This window comes from Micromonospora sp. GCM10011542 (assembly GCF_042650685.1).
Classification (GTDB): Bacteria; Actinomycetota; Actinomycetes; order Mycobacteriales; family Micromonosporaceae; genus Micromonospora.
Genome location: NZ_JBHSBO010000016.1, coordinates 96,284 through 120,727, shown reverse-complemented (window position 1 = coordinate 120,727; position 24,444 = coordinate 96,284). Strand labels below are relative to the sequence as shown.

General features: G+C 71.6%; 25 protein-coding genes and 2 pseudogenes. 14 read left to right on the top strand and 13 right to left on the bottom strand.

Features of this window, described 5'->3' with window-relative positions; translation table 11 throughout:
* Positions 1-86: 86 nt before the first annotated feature.
* Both ACFOW4_RS05480 and ACFOW4_RS05475 read right to left on the bottom strand, forming a co-directional pair.
* The gene (locus ACFOW4_RS05480; protein ID WP_377525085.1) at positions 87-782 is read right to left on the bottom strand and encodes a hypothetical protein; all 696 of its coding nucleotides are present in this window, start codon (positions 780-782) and stop codon (positions 87-89) included.
* Entirely contained in the window at positions 779-1,477 is a 699-nt protein-coding gene (locus ACFOW4_RS05475; protein ID WP_377525083.1) for a GNAT family N-acetyltransferase, read from the bottom strand. The genes ACFOW4_RS05480 and ACFOW4_RS05475 overlap by 4 nt, the downstream gene beginning before the upstream one ends.
* Before the next feature lie 198 nt (positions 1,478-1,675).
* Between ACFOW4_RS05475 and ACFOW4_RS05470 the strand changes: the two genes are divergently transcribed.
* Positions 1,676-3,472 (top strand): TIGR03767 family metallophosphoesterase, encoded by a 1,797-nt coding sequence (locus tag ACFOW4_RS05470; protein WP_377525081.1) that lies wholly within the window; start codon positions 1,676-1,678, stop codon positions 3,470-3,472.
* A gap of 12 nt (positions 3,473-3,484) precedes the next feature.
* Here ACFOW4_RS05470 and ACFOW4_RS05465 read toward each other — a convergent pair whose 3' ends face one another.
* Positions 3,485-4,219, bottom strand: coding sequence for a helix-turn-helix domain-containing protein (locus ACFOW4_RS05465; protein ID WP_377525080.1), 735 nt, complete (start codon positions 4,217-4,219; stop codon positions 3,485-3,487).
* A 224-nt stretch (positions 4,220-4,443) separates the two neighbouring features.
* Between ACFOW4_RS05465 and ACFOW4_RS05460 the strand changes: the two genes are divergently transcribed.
* From ACFOW4_RS05460 to ACFOW4_RS05440, 5 genes are all read left to right on the top strand, one after another.
* Positions 4,444-5,112: a DUF4097 family beta strand repeat-containing protein gene (locus ACFOW4_RS05460; RefSeq protein ID WP_377525078.1), complete on the top strand. Its 669-nt coding sequence runs from the start codon at positions 4,444-4,446 to the stop codon at positions 5,110-5,112.
* A 16-nt stretch (positions 5,113-5,128) separates the two neighbouring features.
* Entirely contained in the window at positions 5,129-6,091 is a 963-nt protein-coding gene (locus ACFOW4_RS05455; RefSeq protein ID WP_377525077.1) for an ATP-binding cassette domain-containing protein, read from the top strand.
* On the top strand, positions 6,088-6,873 hold the full coding sequence (locus ACFOW4_RS05450; RefSeq protein ID WP_377525075.1) for an ABC transporter permease: 786 nt from the start codon (positions 6,088-6,090) through the stop codon (positions 6,871-6,873). The genes ACFOW4_RS05455 and ACFOW4_RS05450 overlap by 4 nt, the downstream gene beginning before the upstream one ends.
* Before the next feature lie 224 nt (positions 6,874-7,097).
* A complete protein-coding gene (locus ACFOW4_RS05445) occupies positions 7,098-8,540 on the top strand; it encodes a hypothetical protein (RefSeq protein WP_377525074.1) in 1,443 nt (480 codons plus the stop codon).
* Positions 8,541-8,626: 86 nt separating this feature from the next.
* Entirely contained in the window at positions 8,627-9,112 is a 486-nt protein-coding gene (locus tag ACFOW4_RS05440) for a hypothetical protein (protein ID WP_377525072.1), read from the top strand.
* Between the two features lie 209 nt (positions 9,113-9,321).
* Here the strand turns inward: ACFOW4_RS05440 and ACFOW4_RS05435 are convergent, their stop codons facing one another.
* The 4 genes from ACFOW4_RS05435 to ACFOW4_RS05420 all read right to left on the bottom strand — a co-directional run bounded on the left by ACFOW4_RS05435 (position 9,322) and on the right by ACFOW4_RS05420 (position 12,314).
* Entirely contained in the window at positions 9,322-10,101 is a 780-nt protein-coding gene (locus ACFOW4_RS05435; RefSeq protein WP_377525071.1) for a class I SAM-dependent methyltransferase, read from the bottom strand.
* 214 nt (positions 10,102-10,315) lie between these two features.
* Positions 10,316-10,765 carry an endonuclease VII domain-containing protein gene (locus ACFOW4_RS05430; protein ID WP_377525068.1) on the bottom strand — a complete coding sequence of 150 codons (450 nt, stop codon included), beginning with the start codon at positions 10,763-10,765 and terminating at the stop codon, positions 10,316-10,318.
* 296 nt (positions 10,766-11,061) lie between these two features.
* Positions 11,062-11,634, bottom strand: a complete 573-nt coding sequence (locus ACFOW4_RS05425; protein WP_377525066.1) for a recombinase family protein — start codon at positions 11,632-11,634, stop codon at positions 11,062-11,064.
* A gap of 83 nt (positions 11,635-11,717) precedes the next feature.
* Positions 11,718-12,314 carry a helix-turn-helix domain-containing protein gene (locus tag ACFOW4_RS05420; RefSeq protein ID WP_377525064.1) on the bottom strand — a complete coding sequence of 199 codons (597 nt, stop codon included), beginning with the start codon at positions 12,312-12,314 and terminating at the stop codon, positions 11,718-11,720.
* Positions 12,315-12,411: 97 nt separating this feature from the next.
* On the opposite strand from ACFOW4_RS05420, the gene ACFOW4_RS05415 reads away from it, so the two are divergent.
* From ACFOW4_RS05415 to ACFOW4_RS05405, 3 genes are all read left to right on the top strand, one after another.
* On the top strand, positions 12,412-13,371 hold the full coding sequence (locus ACFOW4_RS05415) for an NAD(P)/FAD-dependent oxidoreductase (protein WP_377525063.1): 960 nt from the start codon (positions 12,412-12,414) through the stop codon (positions 13,369-13,371).
* Positions 13,368-14,009, top strand: coding sequence for a class I SAM-dependent methyltransferase (locus ACFOW4_RS05410; RefSeq protein ID WP_377525061.1), 642 nt, complete (start codon positions 13,368-13,370; stop codon positions 14,007-14,009). Before ACFOW4_RS05415 ends, ACFOW4_RS05410 begins: the two co-directional genes overlap by 4 nt.
* A gap of 80 nt (positions 14,010-14,089) precedes the next feature.
* Positions 14,090-15,682 carry an MFS transporter gene (locus ACFOW4_RS05405; RefSeq protein WP_377525060.1) on the top strand — a complete coding sequence of 531 codons (1,593 nt, stop codon included), beginning with the start codon at positions 14,090-14,092 and terminating at the stop codon, positions 15,680-15,682.
* 19 nt (positions 15,683-15,701) lie between these two features.
* On the opposite strand, the pseudogene ACFOW4_RS05400 reads toward ACFOW4_RS05405, so the two are convergent.
* From ACFOW4_RS05400 to ACFOW4_RS05390, 3 genes and pseudogenes are all read right to left on the bottom strand, one after another.
* Positions 15,702-15,843 (bottom strand): annotated as a pseudogene (locus ACFOW4_RS05400) (DUF4158 domain-containing protein); the annotation flags it as partial.
* A 273-nt stretch (positions 15,844-16,116) separates the two neighbouring features.
* Positions 16,117-16,554, bottom strand: a pseudogene (locus ACFOW4_RS05395) (Tn3 family transposase); the annotation flags it as partial.
* A 10-nt stretch (positions 16,555-16,564) separates the two neighbouring features.
* Positions 16,565-17,143, bottom strand: coding sequence for a dihydrofolate reductase family protein (locus ACFOW4_RS05390; protein WP_377525058.1), 579 nt, complete (start codon positions 17,141-17,143; stop codon positions 16,565-16,567).
* Positions 17,144-17,345: 202 nt separating this feature from the next.
* Here ACFOW4_RS05390 and ACFOW4_RS05385 point away from each other — a divergent pair, with 202 nt between their 5' ends.
* From ACFOW4_RS05385 to ACFOW4_RS05375, 3 genes are all read left to right on the top strand, one after another.
* A complete protein-coding gene (locus ACFOW4_RS05385; protein ID WP_377525056.1) occupies positions 17,346-17,780 on the top strand; it encodes a glutaredoxin domain-containing protein in 435 nt (144 codons plus the stop codon).
* A 51-nt stretch (positions 17,781-17,831) separates the two neighbouring features.
* Positions 17,832-18,407 (top strand): maleylpyruvate isomerase N-terminal domain-containing protein, encoded by a 576-nt coding sequence (locus ACFOW4_RS05380; RefSeq protein WP_377525054.1) that lies wholly within the window; start codon positions 17,832-17,834, stop codon positions 18,405-18,407.
* Between the two features lie 108 nt (positions 18,408-18,515).
* On the top strand, positions 18,516-19,724 hold the full coding sequence (locus ACFOW4_RS05375) for an NAD(P)/FAD-dependent oxidoreductase (RefSeq protein ID WP_377525052.1): 1,209 nt from the start codon (positions 18,516-18,518) through the stop codon (positions 19,722-19,724).
* Here ACFOW4_RS05375 and ACFOW4_RS05370 read toward each other — a convergent pair.
* Positions 19,705-20,256: a GNAT family N-acetyltransferase gene (locus ACFOW4_RS05370; protein ID WP_377525049.1), complete on the bottom strand. Its 552-nt coding sequence runs from the start codon at positions 20,254-20,256 to the stop codon at positions 19,705-19,707. The two genes, ACFOW4_RS05375 and ACFOW4_RS05370, sit on opposite strands and share 20 nt — an antisense overlap.
* Positions 20,257-20,302: 46 nt before the next feature.
* Entirely contained in the window at positions 20,303-20,800 is a 498-nt protein-coding gene (locus ACFOW4_RS05365) for a DUF1992 domain-containing protein (RefSeq protein WP_377525047.1), read from the bottom strand.
* A gap of 241 nt (positions 20,801-21,041) precedes the next feature.
* On the opposite strand from ACFOW4_RS05365, the gene ACFOW4_RS05360 reads away from it, so the two are divergent.
* Positions 21,042-21,692, top strand: coding sequence for a LysE family translocator (locus ACFOW4_RS05360; protein ID WP_377525045.1), 651 nt, complete (start codon positions 21,042-21,044; stop codon positions 21,690-21,692).
* A 66-nt stretch (positions 21,693-21,758) separates the two neighbouring features.
* Positions 21,759-22,937, top strand: a complete 1,179-nt coding sequence (locus tag ACFOW4_RS05355) for a hypothetical protein (RefSeq protein ID WP_377525044.1) — start codon at positions 21,759-21,761, stop codon at positions 22,935-22,937.
* Between the two features lie 15 nt (positions 22,938-22,952).
* On the opposite strand, the gene ACFOW4_RS05350 is transcribed toward ACFOW4_RS05355, so the two are convergent.
* Entirely contained in the window at positions 22,953-24,434 is a 1,482-nt protein-coding gene (locus ACFOW4_RS05350; RefSeq protein WP_377525042.1) for a peptide MFS transporter, read from the bottom strand.
* Between the last annotated feature and the right edge of the window lie 10 nt (positions 24,435-24,444).

Here is a 24,444-nt window from a genome sequence, read left to right as displayed (position 1 = left end):
GATCGAGTGACTATGCTGATCTTCGCACCCGATCAGGCGACGCCGGAGGTATGGGCCGCGCCGGGCCACCACCCTCGCGGTGGCGCTCAGGAGAGGCGCTCGACCGTCACGGGTAGCAGACCGTGGCCGCGACCCGCGTCGAGCAGCTGGCGCAGCAACCAGCGCAGGGCATCGGCGCCGGGTCGTTCGGAGTGGACGTCGATGCACCAGGCGATGCCGGGGCCCAGCCGTCGCAGGTCCCAGCGGAAGTTCGTGTCGTCGACCCGCAGCCGTCCCGTGCCGACCACACCGGGTCGCACACCGTCGGGGCCCGGGGTGCCGTCCAGCCGCAGCAGCGCACTCAGGCGCGCGATCTGGTGGGCGTCCGGCGCGCCGGCGAAGAGGACCCGGTGCACGTCGGGACCGGTGCCCAGCCGCAGCGGCGCGGCGGAGTGCAGTGGGGAGTCGTCGCGGAACCGGCCGCGCAACGCCTCCTCGTCGGGCAGGTCTCCCCCGCCGAGCCTGCGGTACGTCGCCTCGGCGGTTGCCCGGTCGATGGCTGTCACGCGGGCGCGGAGCTCAGGGTCGGTGCGGATCGCGCGGGCGAACGCGGCCGAACTCGACCAGCCATCGTCGCCCGGTGCCCAGCCGGTGCTGCGCAGTCGCGCCGCGCCGAGGTCGTCGGAGAGGACGAACTCCTCGATCCACAGCCCGGTCGCCCGGGCCTCGTCCGCCTCCGCGTGCAGCAGGTAGTAGTCGAGGGTGGCGGTGCTCGGCCGTCGCAAGGTGGTTCCCGTGTTCACCCCCGGAACCGTACCGTCGTACCCGGTCGCGGCGCGCGGTCCACGCCCGGCGGGTCGGTGCGCAGCCGGGCGTGGACGTGCATGTCGTGCCAACCGTCAGCGTGGCGCACCGCCGCGCGCAGCGTTCCCTCGACGGCGAAGCCGGCCCGCTCGGCGACGGCGCACGAGGCGGTGTTGGCGCTCGAGTGCTCCAGGGAGAGCCGGTGCAGCTCGGCGTGCCCGAAGCACCAGCGGGTCAGCGCCTCGACCGCCCGGACCGCGAGCCCCCGGCCCCGCGCGGCGGGCGTCACCCAGTACGACAGCTGCGCCGACGCCTCGGTCAGCAGGATCCCGCGCAGCCCCACCTGGCCGACCGGCCGGTCGTCATCGCCTACGAGTGCCCAGCTTGCGTCCGTCTCGGCCTGCCAGCGGCGGGCCCACTGCGCCGTCCACCGCCGAGCCTCGCCGTCACTGTCCAACCGGCGTGCGTGCCAGCGTTGAATGTCCGGGCAGTCGAACGCCGCGCGGACCGCCTCGGCGTCTCCTTCCCGCCAGGGACGCAGCACCAGCCCCGCGTCCGCGGTGAGTCGGGGCTGGGGTCTGGCGTTGATGGCCCCGGCGGTCAGGGCCGGTTCGACGAGTGACGGCACGTGCCCATCATCGCTGCCGAGCGACCAGGCGGTGTCGCCCGTCCACGCGACGGGTCTGCCCGTCACGTCACCGCTCGCCCGTGGCTGGCGCGGGCCCGTTACCTGCGACAGCACCCGACCAGATTAGTGAACTCGGACTATTGCGCCGGCGGGTGTCGAGCGCGATCGTTCTTCCATTGATCTGACGCTGTCCGTGGCGCCGCTACAGCCGCCGGTTCCCTTCCGGCGTGCATCGAGGCTCGCCGCGACGGAAGGAGAGCGATCATGCCGCTCAGCAGGAGAGCGATACTCGCAGGAATGCTCGGCGGCGCCGGTGCCGCCGCCCTCGATCCGTTCCCGTCCCGGCAGGCGTTGGCCAAGCCCGCACCGCGCATCGCCGGGACCACTCTGGAGCACACCATCGTCCGTGGACCGGCGGGCGCCGGCGGCTACGCCAGGCTGCGGCTCGCCGAGGGTGAGCCGTTCCTCGTCCGCGCCGACCTCGGCGGGGCTCCGTGCGAGCGTGCGCGCTTCACCGGCCGGGTGTTGACCTGCTTCACGCAACTGTCCGACCTGCATGTGCTCGACGCGCAGTCGCCGGGGCGGTTCGAGTTCTTCGACAGGTACGGCAGCCTGCCGGGCCTGGACGACCTGAGCAGCGCGTACCGGCCGCAGGAGCTGCTCAGCGCCCAGGTGGGCGACGCCATGATCCGACAGTTGCGGCGGGTGCGCTCGGGTCCCTTCACCGGCGCGCCGGTGCGGTTCGCGGTCGTCACCGGCGACAACACCGACAACTGTCAGCACAACGAACTGCGCTGGTACATCGACCTGCTCGACGGTGCTGTGGTCCGGCCCGACTCCGGTGACCCGACCCGGTACGAGGGCGTGGCGGACGACGTCGTGCCGGATCCGTACTACTGGCACCCCGAGACGGGCGCAGGCCAGGCGAGCGCGGCCTACGGTTTCCCCGTCGTACCGGGCCTGCTCGACGCGGCCCGCGCCCCGTTCCGGGCGGCCGGGATCGGCGTGCCCTGGTACTCCGTCTACGGCAATCACGACGGCCTGGTCCAGGGCAACGTGCCCGCCTCTGCGCTGCTGCAACAGCTGGCCACCGGCCCGCTGAAGCTGACCAGCCTGCCACCGTCGATCCTCGCGGCGCCGATCCCGGCTCAGATCCAGTTCATCGGCGGGCTGCTCGCCCAGGACCCGGCCGCGGTGGCGCTCATGCTCTCCTCCGGCGGGCGCCGTTTCGTCACCCCCGACCCCGACCGGCGCATCGTGGACCGGGCCACCACCGTTGCCGAACACTTCGCCACGACCGGCACGCCGGTCGGGCACGGCTTCACCCGGACGAACATCGCCGACGCCACCGCGTACTACACCTTCGACGCCGGCCGGATGCGCGGCATCGTCCTGGACACGGTCAACAGCGCCGGCGGGCCCAACGGCTCGATCGATCCCGCCCAGTACGCCTGGCTGGAGCGGCAACTGCAGGCGGCGAGCAGCCGCTGGCTGTCACCGTCGGGCGCGACGGTCACCCGGCCGGGCCGGGCGAACAAGTACGTCGCGATCTTCAGTCACCACACTGTCCGCAGCATGGACAACGTACCGGCCGGCAGTGACCGGATCGGCGGTGAGCAGGTGCGGGCGCTGCTGCTGCGCTACCCCAACGTCATTCTCTGGGTCAACGGGCACACCCACCGCAACGAGGTGCTGCCGCATGCACGTCCGGCCGGCGCGGTCATCGGTGGCGGGTTCTGGGAGGTCAACACCGCGGCTCACATCGACTGGCCCGAGCAGTCCCGGATCATCGAGCTGGTCGAAAACCTCGACGGCACCCTCTCCGCGTTCTGCACCATCGTCGACCACGGCGGGCCGGTCGCCGCGGACGGGCTCTCGGGCACCGTCGCACTCGCCGCGCTCTCCCGGGAACTGTCCGCCAACGACTGGCAGGACAGGAGCGACTTCCGGCGTGGTACGCGGGCCGACCGCAACGTCGAGCTGGTCATCCCGTCACCGCTCGCCGCGGTGCGGAAGCCGCCTTCTGCGGTCGGTGGGCGTTCCGTGGGCGCAGCTGCCTGACCCGCAGCTCTCCTACCGATCCGTGACCGCTGTGTCGTTGCCTGCGGTCGTTCCGGGTTTCGTGTAGAGGATGCCGCGGGCCTGCTCCGCGGCGCGCAGCATGCTCTCGCCGACGAAGTCGACGAAGCGGGCGATGTTCTCCAGGCGGGCGGCGGCCGGGGTGTCGGGGCCGAGGATGCTGACGCCCTGCCGTGCGGTCTCGGCGAGCTGGGCGTGGCCCTGGGCGGCGGCGACCATGCCCTGGTAGAAGACGTCGCTGTCGGCGACGTAGCGCTCCCGGCGGCGCTCATCGCGTTCCCGGCGGATGAGGCCCTGGCTCACCAGGAACGTGGTCGCCTTGGAGATGGACGCCGGGCTCACCTGGAGGCGTTGGACGAGTTCGGACGCGGTGAGGCTGCCCGCGTCGGTGGTGTAGAGGCAGGTCAGCACCCGGGACATCATCTTGGGCAGGCCCTGTTGCATGAGGAGAGTGGTGAATGCCTCCTCGTGCTCGCGCACGGCCTCGGCCTGCGCGGGCGCCTGCGGCCCTCGGGGAGCGGCCGGCCGGCGCCGGTGGGCCCGGCGTTCGGTGGCGCGGTGCGCCAGCTCGGCACGGTAGGCGGTGGGCCCGCCGTTCCGCATGACCTCACGCGTGATCGTCGAGGTGGGGCGGTCGAGACGTCTGGCGATCTCGGCGTAGGCGAGCCCGTCGGCCAGCCCCAGCGCGATCTGCTGGCGTTCCTGCTGGGTGAGCCTGCCTCCCGGCATCGCGATCTCCCCTTCCCGCTTCGTTGATGCCCCCAGCATAGCGTTCACTCGTCATCCAATGCAACGAGCGCGATCGGTCGCGTTGCGTTAAATCCAGAACCGTTGCAACGATTAATGGCCTTTTACCTGCGGTAACTCAGGCTGCATGCAACAAAGTCGTTGCCTGTCTTGCGAACGCAACGTAGCGTTTCCGGTGTCAGAAACAAGCGCTGAAGGAGAGCACGATGCAGAAGTTCGACACCCCCACCCCGATCTCCGCGGTCCTCGACATTCCGGCGGGGCGCGTGCAGTTCATCGCCGCCGACCGGGCCGACACCACGGTCGAGGTCCGGCCCGCGAACGCCTCGAAGGGCCGCGACGTGAAGGCGGCGGAGCAGACCAGGGTGGAGTACGGCGACGGCGTCCTGCGCATCGAGGCGTCGGCGAAGAACCAGATCCTCGGCGCGTCCGGCTCCATCGAGGTGACGGTGCAGCTGCCCGCCGGTTCGAAGGTCGAGGCGAAGGCGGCCGCCGCCGAGTTCCGGGGCGTCGGGCGGCTCGGCGACGTCACCGTCGACGGCGCGCACGGCGCGATCAAGATCGACGAGGCCGCGAGCGTCCGCCTCACCGCCCTCGCCGGTGACGTCACGGTCGGCCGCCTCACCGGCCCCGCGGAGATCAGCACCATGAAGGGTGACATCCACGTCGTCGAGGCCACCTCCGGCACGGTCGTGCTGCGTACCCAGATGGGCGGCGTGACGGTCGGCGCCGCCCGCGGGGTTTCCGCCTCCCTGGACGCCGGCACCGGGTACGGCCGGATCCACAACGCGCTGCTGAACAGCGACGGCGCCGCGGCCGGCCTGAGCATCCACGCGACCACCGACCACGGCGACATCACCGCCCGCAGCCTGTAGAGAAGGAGCACTCATCATGACGAACCTGGCCATCGCGGCGAACGGGCTGCGCAAGTCCTACGGCGACAAGGTCGTGCTCGACGGCGTCGACCTGGCCGTCCCGGAAGGAACGATCTTCTCCCTGCTCGGCCCGAACGGCGCCGGTAAGACCACCGCCGTGAAGATCCTCTCCACGCTCATCTCCCCCGGCCCCGGCTCGGGCGCCATCCGCGTCGGCGGCCATGACCTCGCCGCCGACCCGCAGGCGGTACGCGCCGCGATCGGCGTCACCGGTCAGTTCTCCGCCGTCGACGGTCTGATCAGCGGCGAGGAGAACATGCTGCTCATGGGCGACCTGCACCACCTGTCCAAGAGCGAGGGGCGGCGCAGGGCCGTACACCTGCTGGAGCGCTTCGACCTCACCGACGCGGCGCGCAAGCCCGCCTCCACCTACTCCGGCGGCATGAAGCGCCGCCTCGATCTGGCCATGACCCTGGTCGGCAACCCGCGGATCATCTTCCTCGACGAACCGACCACCGGCCTGGACCCCCGCAGCCGCCACAACATGTGGCAGATCATCCGCGAACTCGTCCTCGACGGGGTCACCGTATTCCTCACCACCCAGTACCTGGAGGAAGCCGACCAGCTCGCCGACCGCATCGCCGTGCTCAACGACGGCACGATCGCCGCCGAGGGCACCGCCGGGGAACTCAAGCGACTCATCCCCGGCGGACACGTCCAACTGCGCTTCGAAGACCCCACGGCGTACGAGCGCGCCGCCGGCGCGCTGCGCGACACCCTGCGCGACGACCAGGCGCTGACCCTGCAGATCCCCAGCGACGGCACCCAGCGCGAGCTGCGCGCGATCCTCGACCGGCTGGACACCGCCGGCATCGAGGCCGACGAGTTGACGGTGCACTCCCCCGACCTCGACGACGTGTTCTTCGCCCTGACCGGCGCCGCCCGCGTCACCCACCAGCCCAAGGAGACCGTCCGATGAGTACCCTCACCCTCGCCGTACGCGACTCGTCCACGATGCTGCGCCGCAACCTCCTGCACGCGCGGCGCTACCCGTCGCTGACCCTGAACCTGCTGCTCACCCCGATCATGCTGCTGCTGCTCTTCGTCTACATCTTCGGCGACACGATGAGCGCGGGCATCGGCGGCGGGGACCGCCGCGCGTACATCGCCTACCTCGTCCCCGGCCTGCTGCTGATGACGATCGGCAGCACCGTGATCGGCACCGCCGTGTCCGTCTCCACCGACATGACCGAGGGCATCATCGCCCGCTTCCGCACCATGGCCATCCACCGCGGATCCGTGCTCGTCGGTCACGTCATCGGCAGCGTCCTCCAGTCGGTCATGAGTGTGGTCCTGGTGGGCGCCGTCGCCGTGGCCATCGGTTTCCGGTCCACCGACGCCAGCGCCGTGGAGTGGCTCGCCGCGTTCGGGCTGCTCGTCCTCTTCGCCCTGGCGCTGACCTGGATCGCGGTCGGCATGGGCCTGGTCAGCCCGAACGCCGAGGCCGCCAGCAACAACGCGATGCCGCTGATCCTGCTGCCACTGCTGTCCAGCGCCTTCGTCCCGGTCGATGCCATGCCCGGCTGGTTCCAGCCGATCGCCGAGTACCAGCCGTTCACGCCCGCCATCGAGACCCTGCGCGGTCTGCTGCTCGGCACCGGGATCGGTCACAACGGGTGGCTCGCGGTCGCCTGGTGCCTGGGTCTCGCGGTGCTCGGCTACTTCTGGTCCACGTCGAAGTTCAACCGCGACCCGAGATAACCGCCATGACAGCACGGGCCGCCTCCCGGCTCGTTCCGCCCGAGGGCGGCGTACACCGACACCCCGTCGGCGTACGCCGCCCCGTCGGCGTTCTTTAACCAATGCGCTGGATCCGCGGCGCGTGACCAGCCGTGCGGGTCGGCCCGGGATACGGCAGAGTGGCACCCTGACCGAGGACGGCCGATGACCGGAGGGCGGTGACCATGGAAGGTCCCAGCGGTGTGGTGTTTCCCCTGACTGACGCAGGGCGCAGCACCTCCGCGCTCGGCCGCGCCGTCGTCGCCGACGCCCTGCGTGGCGTCGACCCGGTCGGCGCCCGCGCGGCCGAGCACGAGACGAACTGGCGGCACGGCTACCTCGGGCACTTCCGGCGGCTCATCGAGGCGGGGCTGCTCTCCCGCGACGCCGCGCTCACCATCGCCCGCGACGGGCTGGCATCCCTGCACTCCCGGATGACGGTGGTCGCTGACGACGGCCGGGAAACCGGCCTGGGCGAGGCATTCTCGTCCCCCGACGGCCACGAGCCGCTGGCCACCGCGACGGTCACCGGCGCCGGGCAGGCCGAACGGGAACTCTCGCTGCCCTACCGGGGACGGCGGCTGCGCGGCGACGACCTGCGCCGGCGACTCGACGCCTGGGTCACCGCCGGTGTCATCGAGCCCTCCTGCGCCGAGGCGGTCGGCGCGGTGATCGCGAACCCGGACTGGCTGGACCTGCGCGACCAGCGGGTCGTCGTGCTCGGCGCGGGCGCCGAGATGGGGCCGCTGCCGTCGCTGCTGCGCTGGGGCGGCGACGTCGTGGCCGTCGACCTGCCCCGACCGGAGATCTGGCGACGCCTGCTGCACACCACCCGCCGCCACGCCGGCCGACTGCACCTGCCGGTTCGGCCCGGCACGACAGCCGGCGACGACCAGGCGTTGGCCGCCCACGCCGGCGCGGACCTGCTGCACCGGCTCCCACAGGTCGCCCAGTGGTTGCTCGGCGTCGACGGACGGCTCGTGCTGGGCAACTACGTCTACGCCGACGGGGCGACCAACGTGCGGGTCGCCATGGCGGTCGACGCCCTCACCCGACACCTTCAGCAGCGCCGCGACGGCGTGGCGCTGGCGTTCCTGGCCACGCCCACCGACGTCTTCGCCGTGCCCGCCGACGCGGTACTCCACGCCGAGCAGGGCTACGCCCGCCGGGGAGTCGCCCGCAAGGCGCTACGGGTCGCCTCCGCCGGTCGGCTCCTGCACCGCAACTATCCGCCGGGCGCCGACCCGGGCATCAACGACAGCCTCGTTCCGCAGCAGGGCCCGAACTACGCGTTGGCCAAGCGGCTGCAACGCTGGCGGGCCACCGTCGCCCGGGAGGAGGGCGCCACCGTGTCGTTCACCGTGGCGCCACCCACCCGGACCCGCTCCGTGCTACGCAACCGTGCGCTCGCCGCCGCGTACGCCGGGGCGCACCGCTTCGGCGTCGAGGTGTTCGACCCGGCGACGAGCAACACCCTCATGGCCGCGATGCTCGTGCACGACCTGCGCGCCGGTGGCCCCCCACAGGCCCAACCGTGGCAGGACGAGGCGTACGGCGCGGCGCACGGCGGCCTGTGGCGTCTGCCGTACGCGCCGCGCAGCGCCCTGGGGCTCGCCGTCCTGCTCGGCCTGGGTGGCGCGCGGACCTGATGCCAGGCGGACGCGGCGTCGGTGCCAGCCGACGTGCGCACTGCTACGGTCGTTGACCTGTCGATGCGCCGCACGGGGAGGTGATCGTGACGCGAGCGGAGGCCACGGGCTACGACGGCCTGTCGTCCCGCCTGGTTCCGGCGACCGAGCTGCGGGCGTTCCTCCTGGACTGCTTCGAGATCGGCGAGCGCGAGGTGTTCGTGGCCCATGAGGACCTGATCGCCGAGGAGTTGGCGAACGTCCCGGCGCACGTGGTGTTCGCCGCCTTCTGCACCTACCGCCAGGTCGGCGGTCACTTCGCGATGGGCTTCAGCGTCGGCATCGAGGGCCGACTGGCCGCCCGAGTCGGCCGCCGCGAGTTCGCCGAGCGGTTCGCCGCCCACTTCGACGCCTACGTGTTGTACGGCGACACGGAACCGGCAGGACTGTGGACGGTGATCCTGGCCGACGGCACCCGCCTGCTCGCCGCGATGGACGACGGAGACGGCCGATACACCCTCTACGCGACCACGGCGCCGGTGCCGGGCCGACCCGAGGTTCCCGTCGACGACGGTCTGCGGCAGTTGCGATGAGCCGATCAGAGACGACACCGCGCACGGTGGCGACGCCGCCAGACGGGCCACCTGGCTGATCTGGTCGCGCAGTTTGGCGGCGGCGCCACCGACGCGTCGAAGCTCAACGCCGTCCCTCGTCGCGCTCCCGCACCGGTCCACCGCGAGTGCGGGGTCGTGACGGGACGCGATCGCCCGGGCAGGTCAAGACGTTTCGCTGCGGGTGCCTCTCACAGCCGCCGGACGCGCAGCACGCAGGTCAGCATCGGGAGGGTGAACTCGCCGTCCGCGGTCTCCGGCCTGCTCGCGAGGAAGGCGCGGATGCGACCGAGCGTGGCCTCGCGTTCCGGTTCCGGCATGACCAGCATCCCCGCCCTGGTGGCAAGTGTCGCCACGAGGGAGTCGGCGGTGCGGCGCTGTCCGTGCGGAAACTCGGCCTGCTCCGGCGAGCCGAACCGGGCGGCCACACCGGTCTTCGGAAGGTGCATGTCTGCCGTCTGGGCGCGCCAGCTGGTAGGCGTGTCACGCGGGCCGATGGCCGCGCTCCCGCTGACCCGCGCGAGCCCGGCAACCCAGTCGGCCCGGTCGTCCATGACGTTCCACAGGCCGGCCAGGATGCCGCCGGGTGCGAGCACCCTGGCGATCTCGGGTCCCGCGACGGCCATGTCGAACCAGTGCATGGCGTTGCCGGCCAGCACGGCATCGACGGACGCGTCCAGCAGCGGTATCGCCTCGGCGCTACCCGGCAGGGCACGGACCGTCGGCAGCGCGCGGCGCAATTCGGTCAGCATCGCCCGGTCGGGCTCGACCGCGGTGACGTCGGCGCCCACCGCGACCAGCGTGGCGGTGAGTTTGCCGGTTCCGGCGCCAAGGTCGAGCACTCGCAAGCCGGGCGCGGGTTCGAGCGCCCAGCGCACCGCGGCCTGCGCATAGTCCGGACGGTGCTCGGCGTACGCGGTAGCCGCCGCGCCGAACGACGAAGCGTGCCGGAGCCGTTCGTCCTGTTCCACGCGATCACCCTATCGGTGCCGGACGATGGGATCGACCGGTCCGCGCGCCGCGGACGACTTGCTCTGGGTTGAGGAAGGTCGGGTCTGGTAACTCATCGACCCGCCCGACCGCCGGCGTGACAGCCAGCGAAGTCCTTCGCGTCAATTCGATGCTCATCTCACCAGGGGCGGCGTCGAGGGTGCCCTGCCATCCGCCCGCAGGCGTCGATCTCTCCTAATTGAGCAGGTAACGCGCCGCCGCTGTCAGCAGCGCCGGATCGTCGCGGAATCCGCCGAGGCCGGCGTTGCAGGGGCCGCACAGTAGTCCACGAACCCTCTTGGAAGCGTGATAGTGGTCGACGACCAGTCGGAACGGTTCGGCGTTTGGCGTGCCGTCCAGGCGCGGCCGCCCTCGTGAGCCCACAGTGATCTCGCTTTCGTGGATCCCACAGATGGCGCACCGGTAGGCCTGGGCCTCGCGCAGCGCGTCGTACTCCTCAGGCCGGATGCGATACAGGGCCCAGAGATTGTCCGCCCGAACCTTGCTTGGTTGAGCTCGGCGGTTCTTGTAGCTGTTGCCGCGGGCGTACTCCCGGCAGGGCGCACAGGAGACCAGTTCGCGGTCACCCTTCCGAAAGCTGTCCAGGGGGCGTTCCTGGTAACAGCGGAGGCACATCTTGACCATCTCACAACAATAGTCCTTTCTGCTGATACCCAAGAACTGTCATTATGATGCAGTGCCGGTATGCCCGTTTTGTGGCGTGAATTATCGGATTGTAGTTACCGGTAATCCGATAATCAGCTGCCAACGATGTTCGGGCTCGACGTCGAAGTGGCCCGTCCGTAGTTTCCGGACCAAAAACAACGCTAAGCAGTTGATCTAGGCCTGTACCTGCGGCAAGTGCCTCACGGGGGCAGCCGGCCGGAGAGCTCTTCGTGGTGTTCCCGTGCTTCCGGTATGTGGGATGTGCGAAGAGCGGGCTACTCGGGCCGGTCGAGGGGGCGGCCTTGGATTCGGGCGGCCGGCTCGGTGTTGATCGGGTCGAGGACGCGGGCAGGTCGGGGGCGCACGATCGTTGGAAGGCCGTCGCTGGCGCGCTCCGCATGCTGGGCTTGGGCTTGCTCGACCGCGCCCGGGTACGCCTGGGCCTTCTCGTGCGCGGCGAGCGCGCGGTAGATGCTGGCGACGCTAGGGCTGCGGCCTTTGCGTTTGCCGGTCGGGATGATCAGGTCCGGTTGGATCTGCTCGACGGTCTCGCCGGCGGCCCGTCGACGCAGCACGGTGTGCAGCATGTCTTCGGTGATCACCGGCGGCCGGCCGCCGTGTTTGCCTTGCCGGGCGGCAGCGTCGAGGCCTTCGAGGGTGCCTTCGCGGATGTTGTCGCGTTCGGTCTCGGCGAGGGCGGCGAAGAAGGCGAACAGGATCCGGCCCGGCCCGGTCGGGTCGTAGATGCCGGGCAGGGGTCCGGCGAGCATCTCCAGGACCAGGCCGTGTGCGACGAGGTGGTCGGCGAGGGCGGTGAGTTCGGCGGCGTCGCGGCCGAGGCGTTTCATCTCATTGGTCGGCAGGGTCTATGTGAGAGCAGGGCGTGCCACTTGCCGGAGTCTGGAGGGGAGGTGGGCGGCAGTTCTGCTGCTCATTGGGACGTGCCTGATTTTGGTGTGGCGCGTACGTGTGCGCGTTCGCCTTGTCTGCCAATCAGGCTGAGGAACTCGACGGGCCCGGCACTGGTGGCGCCGAACCAGTGGGGGATGCGGGTGTCGAACTCGGCGGCTTCGCCGGGGTGCAGGGTGAGGTCGTCGTCGCCGAGGACCAGGCGCAGGGTGCCGTTGAGGACGTAGACCCAGTCGTAGCCCTCATGGGTGCGCAGGTCGGGTACGCGGTTGTCGTCACCGGTGGGCAGGACGAACTTGTAGGCCTGGATACCGCCGGGTCTGCGGGTCAGCGGGAGGATCGTCACTCCGTCGCCGGCGGCGATAGGGCGCAGGTTGATCCGCGGATCGCCGGTCAACGGAGCGTCGACGAGTTCGTCGATGGTGACGCTGTGGGCGCGAGCGAGCGGGAGCAACTGCTCGAGCGTCGGGCGCCGCAGGCCCGCTTCGAGTCGCGAGAGGGTGCTGACGGAGATGCCGGTCTCCTCGGCCAGATCGGTGAGGGTGATGTTGCGGCGCTGCCGCAACTGCTTCAGCCGCGGGCCGACCGCGTCGAGGGTGCGGTCCAGGTTCTCGTCCACACCCCCATTTTGCCATTCGGCAAAGATCTTTGCACATTTTCGCCAGGCCGCTCAGGATCGAGTCATGACCGGCGACGAGGGTGAAAGGGCAGGTTAGATGGTGGAGCAGGCAGAGATCGTGCGGGACGTGGTCGTGGTCGGTGGCGGCGCGGCCGGGTTGAGCGCGGCGCTGATCCTGGCGCGTTCGCGGCGGCGGGTGACGGTCGTGGACGCCGGTGCGCGGCGTAACGCGCCGGCGCAGGCGGTGCACGGTCTGCTGGCGCTGGACGGGCTGAGCCCGCTTGAAGTGCTCGAGCGGGGCCGTGACGAGGTCACCCGTTACGGCGGCGAGATCATCTCCGCGGAGGTTGCTGACGTGTCGTGCACGTCGCTGGGGTTTGCGGTGATGATGCGCGACGGTGCTGTTGTGCACGCGTGCCGGTTGCTGATCGCCACCGGCCTGGTCGACGAGCTGCCGGACATCGCCGGATTGCGGCAACGGTGGGGCCGCGACGTGCTGCACTGCCCATACCACCACGGGTGGGAGGTCCGCGACCACGCGATCGGTGTGCTCGCTACGGGGCCGATGTCGGTGCACCAGGCGCTGCTGTTTCGGCAGCTGAGCAACGACGTGCGGTACTTCACCCGCGACCAGGACCTCAGCGACCAGGACCGGGTCAAGCTGCAGGCGCTCGGCATCGCGGTGATCGCTGGCGGCGTCGCTGGGCTGGAGATCGTCGAGGACCGCCTGGCCGGTGTCCGCCTCGATGACGACCGGGTCGTGCCCGTCGAGACGGTGGCGGCGGCGTCGCGGATGGTCGCCCGTGCCGAAGTGTTGGCCGGTATCGGCATCACCGCCACGCAGCACCCGGTGGGTTCCTTCATCGCTGCTGATGAGACCGGCCGGACCTCGGTGCCCGGGGTCTGGGTGGCCGGTAACGCCACCGATCTGGCCGCCCAGGTCGGTGCGGCCGCCGCGGACGGCGCCCGCGCCGCAGCGCATCTCAACGCCGACCTCGTCGCCGAGGACACCGACCGGGCGGTCGCCCGCCTGACGAACGCGGAGAGCCTGCGATGACGCACAGCTTCGACAAGGCCTACTGGCAGCAGCACTGGCAGCAGACCCACGGCGACCGGCCCGGCTCCATGGCCGGCAACCCACCGAACCCCTACCTGGCCCAGGAAACCGCCGGCCTGGCACCAGGCACCGCCCTGGACGCCGGGTGCGGCGCGGGCGCCGAGGCGATCTGGCTGGCCTCCCACGGCTGGCAGGTCACCGCCGCCGACATCTCCGCCGACGCCCTCACCCGCGCCGCCGACCGCGCCACCGCCAGCGGGCTGGCGGAGTCCATCCGGTGGGTGGAGGCGGACCTGACCGCCTGGGAACCCGGCATGCGCTTCGACCTGGTCACCACCCACTACGCGCACCCCGCGATGCCGCAACTCGCCTTCTACCAGCGCATCGGCGACTGGGTGACGCCCGGCGGCATCCTGCTCATCGTCGGGCACCTACACACCGACCACGGGCTCGGGCTCGGGCTCGGGCACCACCATCCCGCGGAGGCGACGGTCACCCTCGCCGACATCACCGCCGGCCTCGATACGGCCGACTGGCAGATCGTCACCGCCGAGGAGCACCAGCGCCCGGTTCCCGGCCCCGGCGGCCAGACGGTCTCGCTGCACGACGTCGTCGTGCGCGCCACCCGCCGCCGCTGAACCCACCTCTCTGCGACGCCGGGACCGAGGTCTACCCCCGGCGCCGTACCCCATCGCGCCCTTTGGAAGGAACCCCGCGCATGCCCGCCCCCGACAGCTCCCCGAGCGTGAGCGTCCCCGACGCGACGATCCACGACCCGCGCCAGCGCCGTGCAATCCTGATCGCGGTGTGTATCGCCCTGATGGCGGTCATCGCCTCGGTCTCCGGGCTCAACGTCGCCCAGCCGCAGGTGGCCGTCGCGTTCGACGCCTCGCAGAGCACCGTCCTCTGGATGATCAACGTCTACACCCTCAGTCTGGCCGCGCTGCTGCTGCCGCTCGGCGCCCTCGGTGACCGGTGGGGCCGCAAACCGATGCTGCTCGCCGGCCTGGCCCTGTTCGGCGTAGCCAGTGCGGCAGCGGGCCTGGCCACTTCATCGGAGATGATGATCGCCGCCCGGCTGCTCGCCGGCGTCGGCGCCGCGATGATCATGCCGGTCACCCTGGCCGTGATCACCTCGACGTTCCCGGACGAGCAGCGCTCCAAAGCGATCGGTATCTGGACCGGTGTCGCCGGCGGCGGCGGCATCCTCGGCATGTACCTGTCCGCGGTGCTCGTCGACTGGGCGAACTGGCGGTGGCTGTTCCTGCTGCCGGTCGTGCTCGTCGCCGCGGCCACCGCCATGGCCCTGCGAGCCGTCCCGAACTCCCGCGAGAAGTCACAACACAGTTTCGACCTGGTCGGATCACTGACGTCGGTGATCGCCGTAATCGCGCTCATCTACCTCCTGCACGAAGGCCCGGTCAACGGCTGGACCTCACCTATCACCCTGGCCAGCCTGCTCGTCGGCGTCATCGCCGCCATCGGATTCGTGGCCTGGGAACTATGCCGGGCGGCACCCCTGCTCGACGTGCGCCTGTTCCGCGACCGGCGCCTCGCCAGCGGCTCGCTGGCACTGCTGGCACTGTTCGGCGTCCAAGCCGGGATCTTCGTCGTGCTGTTCCCCTACTTCCAGGCTGTGCTCGGCTGGTCCGGACTGCGCTCCACCCTCGCGCTCATGCCCATGGCAGCCATGATGATGCTCGCCTCCGGACTCGCCCCGCTCGTGGCCGCCCGCGCCGGAGCCCGCGCGACGATGGCAGCCGGAATCCTGCTCGGCGGCGCCGGCCTGGCACTGATGGCCACCCTCGTCTCCGTCGACGGCGGCTACCTGGAGATCCTGCCCGGCATGCTCGCCATGGGACTCGGCATGGGCCTGACCCAAACCCCTTCCACCGGAGCCATCACCTCCGCCCTGCCCCGCGAACGTCAAGGCGTCGCGTCCGCCCTCAACGACGTCACCCGAGAATTCGGCACCGCCCTCGGCGTCGCGCTGCTCGGAGCCGTCCTGACCGCCGGCTACCGCAGCGCCATCAACAGTCGCCTCGACACGATCCCCGCCGACACCGCCGACACCGCCCGCGAAGGCATCGCCAACGCCATCGCCACCGCCGACACCGCCGGCAGCCAGGCACCCGCCCTCATCCACGCCGCCCAGGAGTCATTCGTCGACGGCTGGCAACAAGCCATGTGGGCAGGAGTCGCCGTCATGACCATCCTGTTCGTCTACGTCCTGGCCCGGGGCCCTCAACGGGCCGTGCCCACCGCACCGGCACCCGGATCGCACTCGACCAGCGACACCGTCGCCGTGTAACACCGGTCTGAGATACGCACAGGTCCTTCCACTTGCCGGTGTCCACCGACCGCCAGCCGGCGTAGCCGGCCACCTCCCGCAGATGATCGGTACGGGTCTGCTCCCGCTCGCCGTACCCGCGAAGCACCCATCGCGATCCCAAGCCGCTGCGATAACCGGCCACGCCGCGGCCTGACACGGCGGAAGCCTTCAGCCATTGCCTTCACAAAGGAAGCGTGGCTGAGGGCTTCGCGCTGTCCCCTGCTTGGAGTTGTTTCGAGCTGGAACTACAGCCGACCCCGACGCAGTCGTCAAGATCATCCTTAGCGTTACGTCCCGTACCGATGTTCCTCAACGGCCGAGGCCGAACGGCAGCTCCTCTCCGAACTCGACGACGCCGAGTCCGCGCAGCTGCGCACGCTGCTGACACGCCTGAGTCAGGACCGTTCGAAGCCCTAGGCTGGGGCCTGGGCCAGCCGCAGCGGCCGGTAGCCGTCGGTGTCGAGCTGGGCGAGCTCGCCGTCGATGTCAACGGAGTGGGTGCCGTAGAGGTGCACGTTCTCGTGGTGGGTGGGCCAGATGTGCGCCAGGACCTCGTCGTCGACGTTGCGACCGTCGCGGCGCAGGGCAGCCACGCCGAGACGGTGGTACTCGGTGGTCCAGCAGACGATCGCGTTAATGGCCAACGTGAGGCACCACATCTGCTCGGTCTGCTGCTCGTGGTGCCGGCGCCGCAGCGCTCCCTCGCCGGCGTACGCAAGGGATCGGCGCAGGGCGTGCAGGTTCTCGCCCTTGTTCAGCTGCCGGGAGATGCGCCGCCGGTACGTCTCATCAGCGAGATAGCGGGCGGCGTAGACGGTGCGGCGCAGCGCCCCGTACTCCTTGGTCGCGCTTTGATCTGGATCAGCGCTTGACGTCGTAGATCAGCTTCAGGATCCCGTTCGAGTAGCTCTCCGACTCCCGCAACGTCAGCATGTCCTTGTCTCGGTCGGCTCGGCCGAACAGGCTCTTCCCGGCACCCAGCAGCACGGGGAAGACGAGCAGGTTGTACTGGTCGATCAGGCCCGCTTCCGAGAGCCGCCGGGCCAGCTCCGCGCTTCCGTGGATGAAGATCGCGCCGCCCTCGCTGTCCTTGAGTGCAGCGACGTCTTCGGTCGAGCGCAGGATCGTCGTCGGCCCCCACCCGTCGACAAGGGCGTCGTCATGCAGCGTGCTCGACACCACGTACTTGGGCAGCAGCTTGTAGTCGGCGTGGTCCTCCGAGCCGGGCCATACCGGTGCGAACGCCTCGTAGCTGCGGCGGCCGAACATCAGCGCCGTCGTGTCGGTGAGTTCCTCGCCCTTCAGCGACCAGGCTTCTGGGACGAACTCGAGGTCCTTGAACACCCACCCGCCGCTGCGGTGCCCCTCCCCCGGCCCGCCGCCGGGAGAGTCCACGACGCCGTCGAGCGACATGAAGCCGGTGTAGACCAGGTTACGCATTGTGCTGTCTCCTCATGCTCGGGCGGGCTGCTGGGTCCACGCTAGATCGCGGCCGCGGCGGCCGTCTTGGACAGAAGCGACAGCGAGTCCAAACGCGTTGACGACGCCGTCGACGTCAAGCAGTTCGCAAGATCATTCTCAGCGCTCACCGCCGTACCGCTCTTCCTCGACCCCGTGCCCGGATGCGGTAGCGTTCCGCCTCGTGCTGCGTCGGTGGAATACGGCAATCCTGATGGCGGTCTGTGGTGTCCTCCTCGCGGCGGCGCAGGTGGCCAGGGGATCCGTCGGCGACGGCGTTACCGGACTGCTGGCCTTCCTGGCGCTGGCACTTCTGATGTCGCCGTGGGCGCTGCCGCGCTCGGTGAGCGCCGCGCAGGCACACGCGGCGAGCCTGCGCGACGGCCGGCCGATCGTCTACTGGCGCCCCGGCTGCCGCTACTGCCTGCAGCTGCGCATCCACCTCGGCCATGACGCGCGCCGGCTGCACTGGGTGGACATCTGGCGCGACCCGGCGGGCGCCGCCACCGTGCGAGCAGTCGCCGACGGCAACGAAACCGTGCCCACCGTCGTGATCGCGGGGCAGGCGTTCGTCAACCCCGACCGCAAGTGGCTCCGCGAGCAGATCCGCGCGTCCTGAACGACCGCCAACACGGTTGCGTGGCCCGGCCGTCGCTGCCAGGGTCGACGGATGCCCGCCGCGGAAGGCGCCGACGTGACACACGCGGCCGATGAGATGACCCGGGCGCTGCGCCCCCACGGCGATGAGGACTGGTCGGTGCCGGCCGGTGCGCTGACCTGGAGCTGCTGGACCACCGCCGCGCACGTGGCGCACGACCTGCTGGCGTACGCCGGTCAGGTCACCGGCCGGCCCGACGATGCCTATCTGCCCTACGACCTGCGGGTCTCCCCCACCGCCAGCCCCACGCAGGTGCTCAGCGTGGTGCGCGCCTGCGCCGGGCTGCTCGCCGCCGCGGTCGACGCCGCGCCACCGCAGGCGCGGGCCTGGCACTTCGGGCCGTGCGACCCGGCCGGCTTCGCCGCGATGGGCGTGGCGGAGATCGTGCTGCACTCGCACGACATCACCCTCGGCCTGGGCGTGCCGTGGCTGCCGCCGCCGCGGTTGAGCGCCCTCGTGCTGCGGCGGCTCTTCCCGGAGGCCCCGCCCGGCGGCGCACCCGAGGTGCTGCTCTGGATGACCGGACGCGGTGAGCTGCCCGGACGCACGCGGCGTACCTCGTGGAGTTGGCACCCGGCACCGAACTGAGCCGCCACAGCCGGGCGCGCACCGACTCCCGTGTGGAGTGAGCCGTCTCACGTCACAACGACCGGTGCTGCGGTGTCTTCCTCGCATACCGCAAGCGAAGGAGACACCATGACCGGGAACACCGATGTCGTCGTGATCGGCGGCGGATACGCCGGCGTCATGGCGGCCAATCGCCTGACCCAGCGCGACGACGTGACCGTGACCCTGATCAACCCGCGTCCGACCTTCGTCGAGCGGATCCGCCTGCACCAACTGTTGGGCGGGACCGACGACGCGGTGGTCGACTACTCCAACGTCCTGGCCGAACGCGTTCGGCTGGTCGTCGACACCGTGACACGCATCGACGCCGCCGAACGGCGCGTGAGCCTCGCGGCGGGCGGCACGGCCGACTACGACTACCTGGTCTACGCGGTGGGCAGCGGCAGCGCCGACCCGCGCGTCCCCGGAGCGGCCGAGTTCGCCTACCCGATCGCCACCATCGAGGAGGCGGCGCGGTTGCGGCCCGTGCTCGACGCCGCCCCCGACACGGCCCCGGTGACGGTGGTCGGGGCGGGTCCGACCGGCATCGAGACGGCCGCCGAGCTGGCGGAGGCGGGTCGTACCGTGACGCTGGTGTGCGGGGAGGTACTCGGTCCGTACCTGCACCCGCGGGGCCGACGCGGGCTCGCCAGGCGGCTGGCCGACCTCGGCGTCACCGTGGTCGACGGCCCCGACGCGACGGTGACGGCGGTGACCGGCGACGCCGTGCGGCTCGGTGACGGCCGTGAGCTGCCCAGCGCGGTGACCATCTGGACCGCCGGGTTCGGCGTGCCGGACCTGGCCGAGCGCAGCGGGCTGCGCACCGACGCCCTGGGCCGCCTGCTCACCGACGAGACGTTGACGAGCGTCGACGACGTGCGCGTCGTGGCGGCCGGCGACTCGGCGGCGCCTTCTGGCCTGCCGTACCGGATGAGCTGTCAGGCCGCGATGCAACTGGGCCCGCAGGCCGCCGAGACGGTGCTCAGCCGGCTCGCGGGTCGGCAGCCGGCGCCGGTCAGCGTCGGGTTCGCCGGCCAGTGCCTCAGCCTGGGTCGCCGTCACGGTCTGTTCCAGTTCGCCCGCAGGAACGACACCGCGGTGAGCCTCGGTCTCGGCGGACGCCCGGGCGCGAAGCTCAAGGAGTTCATCTGCAGGGCCATCGTCTGGCAGCTGGCGTACGAGGCCCGCAGACCCGGTAAGCGCACCTGGTGGGTCAGGGACGGCAGGCGTCAGCAGATGCTGCACGCCCAGCGGGACCGCTTCGTCGCCAGCTCGGCTGTCACACCTGGGCGAGGGTGAGCACGTGCAGGTGGCCGTCGCGAGGGTACGGCGGCTGCGCCGGCAGCACCTCCTGGAACCGGTAGCCGGACTTCTCCGCCACCCGGCAGGAGGCCGGGTTGTCCACCTGGTGCAGCAGTTCCAGCCGGCGCAGCCCGTCGGCGGCGAACCGGTCGAAAGCCCACCGGCTGACCGCCGTCACCGCCCGCGGGGCGACGCCCCGACCGCGTGCGGGCGCCGCGGTCCAGTAGCCGACCTCGGCGGCGGGTCGTCCCGGCGCGACCTTCTTCAGCGCCACGTTCGCCACCAGCCGCGGACCGTCGTCGTCATCGGTCAGCACAGCGAAACTGAGCCGGCGTCCGCTGTCCCAGTCCTGCCGGGCCCGGTCCAGCCACTGCCGGGCCTGCGCCGGATCCGTGACCGGTTGGCGGGTCCACCGCCGCAGCACCGGGTCCCGGTAGGCCTCCAGCAGGGCGTCCAGGTCGTCTTCGCGCCAGGGCCGCAGCACCAGTTCCGGTGCCGAGGGCGTGGCCGGCGCGCGTAGGTCGATCATCTACCCAGTGTCCCTTTCGCCGCCGCGGGCCGGTCGGGCGGTCGGGTCAGTCCTGCCGGTGGCGGCGCCACGGCAGCCGCCAGCCACGGCGTGGCCGGCGTGTGGTGCTCGACGGCGGGGCCGGTGTGGCGGCGGGCCTGCCGGACGGGTCGCCGGAGGGGCGGCGCTCGTCGCGCCAGCGGCGGACCACTTCGTCGGCGTTCACCGGGCGTACCACCACCTGCGGGCCGGTGGGGTTGCGCAGCCAGGCGACGATCTGCGCGTTCAGCGCGCCGACGAAGTCCCGTACGGACTGCTCGGTGGGCAGGTCACGGACCTCGTCGGGGACCTGCTCGATGCGGCGGCGCAGTTGCAGCGGCGTGGGCAGCAGCAGGTCGCTGGGCAGCGCCTCACGCTCCAGGAAACTCTTGATCCACCACGACTCGTCGTAGGGCATGCCCCGGCCTGGGATCGGTTTGCCCATGCCCGGCAGGTTGTCGAACTCGCCGCGCTGCACGGCACCGTGGATCTGCGCCTCCACGGCCGCTTCCCATGCTTCGGTCACCTGCCGGCACCTCCCCTGGCCCACCGTAACCCGCCGATCCCGACGCACAGCGCGCCCGCCGGGCGGAGCATTCCCCGGGTGGCTCGTCTCGTGCCGCCCGTGTGACCGGCTTCGCTCTTCGCGCCGCCGGGCGTACCCGTCCGGGGGCCGGGGGCCACCACCGTGCGGTTGGCCCTCCACCGGGCACCGCTGCGCCCGTAGCGTCGAGGTGATCACAAAATCGGGGACGTGGGGGTCGGAGATGGTCACTGCGGGTGCGGTGCTGGGCATGGCACTGGTGGCGTTGGGGCTGGTGCTCACGCCCGGCCCGAACATGGTCTACCTGATCTCCCGGTCGGTGGCGCAGGGCCGCCGGGCCGGGTTGATCTCGCTGCTCGGGGTGGCCGCCGGGTTCGGGGTCTACCTGGCCGCCGCGGTGGCCGGTCTCGCGGCCGTCTTCGTCCTGGTGCCGGCGCTGTACGCGGTGGTGAAGCTGGCCGGGGCGGGCTACCTGCTCTGGCTGGCCTGGCGGACGCTGCGCCCGGGCGGGCGGTCACCGTTCGCGCCGGCGCCGCTGCCGCCGGATCCGGCGCGGCGGCTGTTCACCATGGGCCTGGTCACGAACCTGCTGAACCCGAAGATCGCCATCCTCTACGTCTCGCTGCTGCCGCAGTTCATCGACCCGGCACGGGGGCACCTCGCGGCGCAGAGCCTCCTGCTCGGCCTGACCCAGATCGCCGTCGCCCTGAGCGTGAACGCGCTGATCGTGCTCAGCGCCGGCGCGCTGGCCGGGTTCTTCGCCCACCGGCCGGCGTGGCTGCGGGTGCAGCGGTGGGTGACGGGCACGGCGCTGGCGGGGCTGGCCGTCCGCATCGCCGCCGACCGCTCCCGCGCCGCGATCGCCACGCCCTGAGGCGCCGGGCGGGCGGCCGACGGGCCGGTGACCGGCGCCTCGGTCGCTGACTAGACTTCGCCCTCGATGGACGCCCAGCCCACCCCCACCGAGACCCGCCCCTGCGCCCACTGTGGACGGGCGGTGCCGCAGCGCGTCGGCGCGGGCCGGCCCTTCCGCTACTGCCGGGACAATGACGGCGCCTGCCAGCGCGCCTCGCGCAACAGCCGGATGCGTCACCGCAACGCCCCCGGCCTGACCGGTCAGGTGGCCCGTACCTGGGAGGCGGTGGACCGTCTCGACCAGATCGTGGAGACGCTGAGCGAGGCGCTGCACGCCGAGCTGTCCCCGGTCGGCGTGGAACGGCAGCTGGCCCAGGCCCGCGCCGAGGCGGCCAGCGAGGTCGCGGCGGCGCAGGGCGAACGCGACGAGGCCCGCCACGAGGCCGAGGACGCGGCGGCCGACGCCGCGCGGGCGCGCGAGGAGGCCCGCGCCGCGCTCGCCGACGCGCAGCAGGCGCGGGAGCGGGCCGAGCGCGCCGAGCAGCGGGCCGCCGGGGCCGACGAGCGGGTCCAGCGCGCCGAGGCGGCCCGGGACCAGGCGCGGCGCGAGGTCAGCGCCGCCGAGGCTCTGCGTACCCAGGCCGAGCGGGACCGCGACGCGGCCCGGCACGAGCTGCGGGAGTTGCGCGCCGAGCTGGACACGCAGCGGCAGCGGGTCAGCGACCTCGGCGTCGAACGCGACGCCGTGCGCGCCGACGCCGACCGGGCCGCCCGCGCCGCCGCCGAGGCCACCGAGCGGGCGGAGCGGTGGCGCGTCGAGGTGCAGGACGTGCGGCGCCAGATCGAGCAGGCGCGCACCGACGCCGCCCGGGCCCGCGCCGAGGCGGCCGACGCCGTGCGGGCGCGGGAGCAGGCCGAGCGGTTCCGGGAACGCGCGCAGGTCGCGGCCCAGGAGGCCGACGCCGCCCGGCAGGAGGCCACCGCCGTGGCCGGGCAGCTGCGCGCGGAGTTGTCCGCCGCGGCGACCCAGCGCGACGCCCTCGCGGCCGACCTGGCCGCCGCCCGGCGGGCCGCGGCCACCGCCGAGGGCCGGCTCACCGAGCTGACGGTACGGCTCAGCGCTGCGGAAACCGACCGTGACCTGGCGCAGCGGCGGGTGGCGCAGCTCGGCGACCAGGTCAGCGACCTGGCCCTGGCGTTGGCCCGGCTCGGTCCGGTCCCGGCCGGTGACGTTGCCGGCGCGGCGCCCGACGGGTCGAGCTGAGGTCAGCACGGCCGGTCAGTGGATGCCGGCCATCATGGCGCGGATGTGCCGGGCGAACATCACCGCGCCCAGCCCGAAGGCCACCGACGCCAGGCCGAAGGTGAGGAAGTACGTCGACTCCGACCAGGTCTCGGCGAGCCGGGCCACCTGACCGCCGATGGCGTCGCCGACGGCGGTGGCGAGGAACCACAGGCCCATCATCTGGCTGGCGTACTTCACCGGCGCCAGCTTGGTGGTGGCGGACAGGCCGACCGGGCTCAGGGACAGCTCGCCGGCGACCTGGATGGCGAAGACGGCCACCAGCCACCACGGGGAGACCAGGTCACCGCCCACGGCGGCCTGCGCGGCGGCGGCCATCAGCACGAACGACAGGCCGTTGAGCACCAGGCCGACGGCGAACTTCACCGGGGTGGAGACCCGGTGGCCCAGGCGCAGCCAGAGCAGCGCGAACAGCGGCGCCGCGATGATGATCAGGATGGGGTTGACCGACTGCAGCCAGGACGCGGGGAAGGTGAAGCCGGCCACGTCCCGGTCGGTGCGCTCGGCGGCGAAGATGTTCAGCACCGATCCGGCCTGGTCGTAGATCAGCCAGAACGCGGCGGCGAAGACGAACAGCCACAGGTACGCCTTCATCCGGCTGCGTTCGGTGGCGCTGAGCTCCCGGTCGGTCATGATCCGCGCGAAGTAGCCGATGGTGACCAGCACGGTGACCGCGGTGAGCAGGTTGACCACGGTGTCGACGGTGAACAGGCCGAAGACGGCCAACGCCGCGACGACCAGGACCAGCACCGCCACCACCACCCCGGCGCGGGTCAGCGCGCGGCGGCGGTCCGCGCCGAGCAGCGGGTCGGCGGGGCGGTCACCGGCGTCGCCGAGGTTGCGCCGGCCCAGCGCGTACTGGATCACGCCGAAGGTCATGCCGATGGCGGCGGCGCCGAACCCCAGATGCCAGTTGATCTTCTCACCGAGGAAGCCGGTGATCAGCGGAGCGATGAACGCGCCCAGGTTGATGCCCATGTAGAAGATCGAGAAGCCGGCGTCGCGGCGTGGAGAGTCCCGGTCGTACAGGGCGCCGACCATGGTGGAGATGTTCGGTTTCAGCAGGCCGGTGCCGAGCACGATGAGGGTCATCCCGGCGAACACGCTCCACCGCGCCGGCACCGCCATCACGTAGTGCCCGACGGCGATCACCACGCCGCCCCACAGCACGCTGCGCCGTGCGCCGATCAGCCGGTCGGCGACCCACCCGCCGGGCAGCGCCATCAGGTACACCATCGCGTTGTACGTGCCGTAGACCGCGTTGGCGCTGGACTCGCCGATGCCCAGCCCCTCGTCGGCGACCTCGGCGGTCAGGTACAGCACGAGGATGGCCCGCATCCCGTAGAAGCTGAACCGTTCCCACATCTCGGTGAGGAAGAGCGTGGACAGAGCCCGCGGGTGGCCGAAGAACGTCCGCTCGGCGGGGTCTCGGCGCTCGACCGGCACGTCCTGGGCCATCGCAACCTCC

Excerpts from the sequence above, each read along its gene's own strand:
- ACFOW4_RS05470 (WP_377525081.1), top strand. The coding sequence starts at position 1,676 with ATGCCGCTCAGCAGGAGAGCGATACTCGCAGGAATGCTCGGCGGCGCC.
- ACFOW4_RS05390 (WP_377525058.1), bottom strand. The coding sequence starts at position 17,143 with ATGCGTAACCTGGTCTACACCGGCTTCATGTCGCTCGACGGCGTCGTG.
- ACFOW4_RS05455 (WP_377525077.1), top strand. The coding sequence starts at position 5,129 with ATGACGAACCTGGCCATCGCGGCGAACGGGCTGCGCAAGTCCTACGGC.
- ACFOW4_RS05425 (WP_377525066.1), bottom strand. The coding sequence starts at position 11,634 with ATGAAACGCCTCGGCCGCGACGCCGCCGAACTCACCGCCCTCGCCGAC.
- ACFOW4_RS05355 (WP_377525044.1), top strand. The coding sequence starts at position 21,759 with ATGGACGCCCAGCCCACCCCCACCGAGACCCGCCCCTGCGCCCACTGT.
- ACFOW4_RS05430 (WP_377525068.1), bottom strand. The coding sequence starts at position 10,765 with ATGGTCAAGATGTGCCTCCGCTGTTACCAGGAACGCCCCCTGGACAGC.
- ACFOW4_RS05405 (WP_377525060.1), top strand. The coding sequence starts at position 14,090 with ATGCCCGCCCCCGACAGCTCCCCGAGCGTGAGCGTCCCCGACGCGACG.
- ACFOW4_RS05450 (WP_377525075.1), top strand. The coding sequence starts at position 6,088 with ATGAGTACCCTCACCCTCGCCGTACGCGACTCGTCCACGATGCTGCGC.
- ACFOW4_RS05370 (WP_377525049.1), bottom strand. The coding sequence starts at position 20,256 with ATGATCGACCTACGCGCGCCGGCCACGCCCTCGGCACCGGAACTGGTG.
- ACFOW4_RS05410 (WP_377525061.1), top strand. The coding sequence starts at position 13,368 with ATGACGCACAGCTTCGACAAGGCCTACTGGCAGCAGCACTGGCAGCAG.
- ACFOW4_RS05360 (WP_377525045.1), top strand. The coding sequence starts at position 21,042 with ATGGTCACTGCGGGTGCGGTGCTGGGCATGGCACTGGTGGCGTTGGGG.
- ACFOW4_RS05350 (WP_377525042.1), bottom strand. The coding sequence starts at position 24,434 with ATGGCCCAGGACGTGCCGGTCGAGCGCCGAGACCCCGCCGAGCGGACG.
- ACFOW4_RS05415 (WP_377525063.1), top strand. The coding sequence starts at position 12,412 with ATGGTGGAGCAGGCAGAGATCGTGCGGGACGTGGTCGTGGTCGGTGGC.
- ACFOW4_RS05460 (WP_377525078.1), top strand. The coding sequence starts at position 4,444 with ATGCAGAAGTTCGACACCCCCACCCCGATCTCCGCGGTCCTCGACATT.
- ACFOW4_RS05375 (WP_377525052.1), top strand. The coding sequence starts at position 18,516 with ATGACCGGGAACACCGATGTCGTCGTGATCGGCGGCGGATACGCCGGC.
- ACFOW4_RS05465 (WP_377525080.1), bottom strand. The coding sequence starts at position 4,219 with ATGCCGGGAGGCAGGCTCACCCAGCAGGAACGCCAGCAGATCGCGCTG.
- ACFOW4_RS05380 (WP_377525054.1), top strand. The coding sequence starts at position 17,832 with ATGCCCGCCGCGGAAGGCGCCGACGTGACACACGCGGCCGATGAGATG.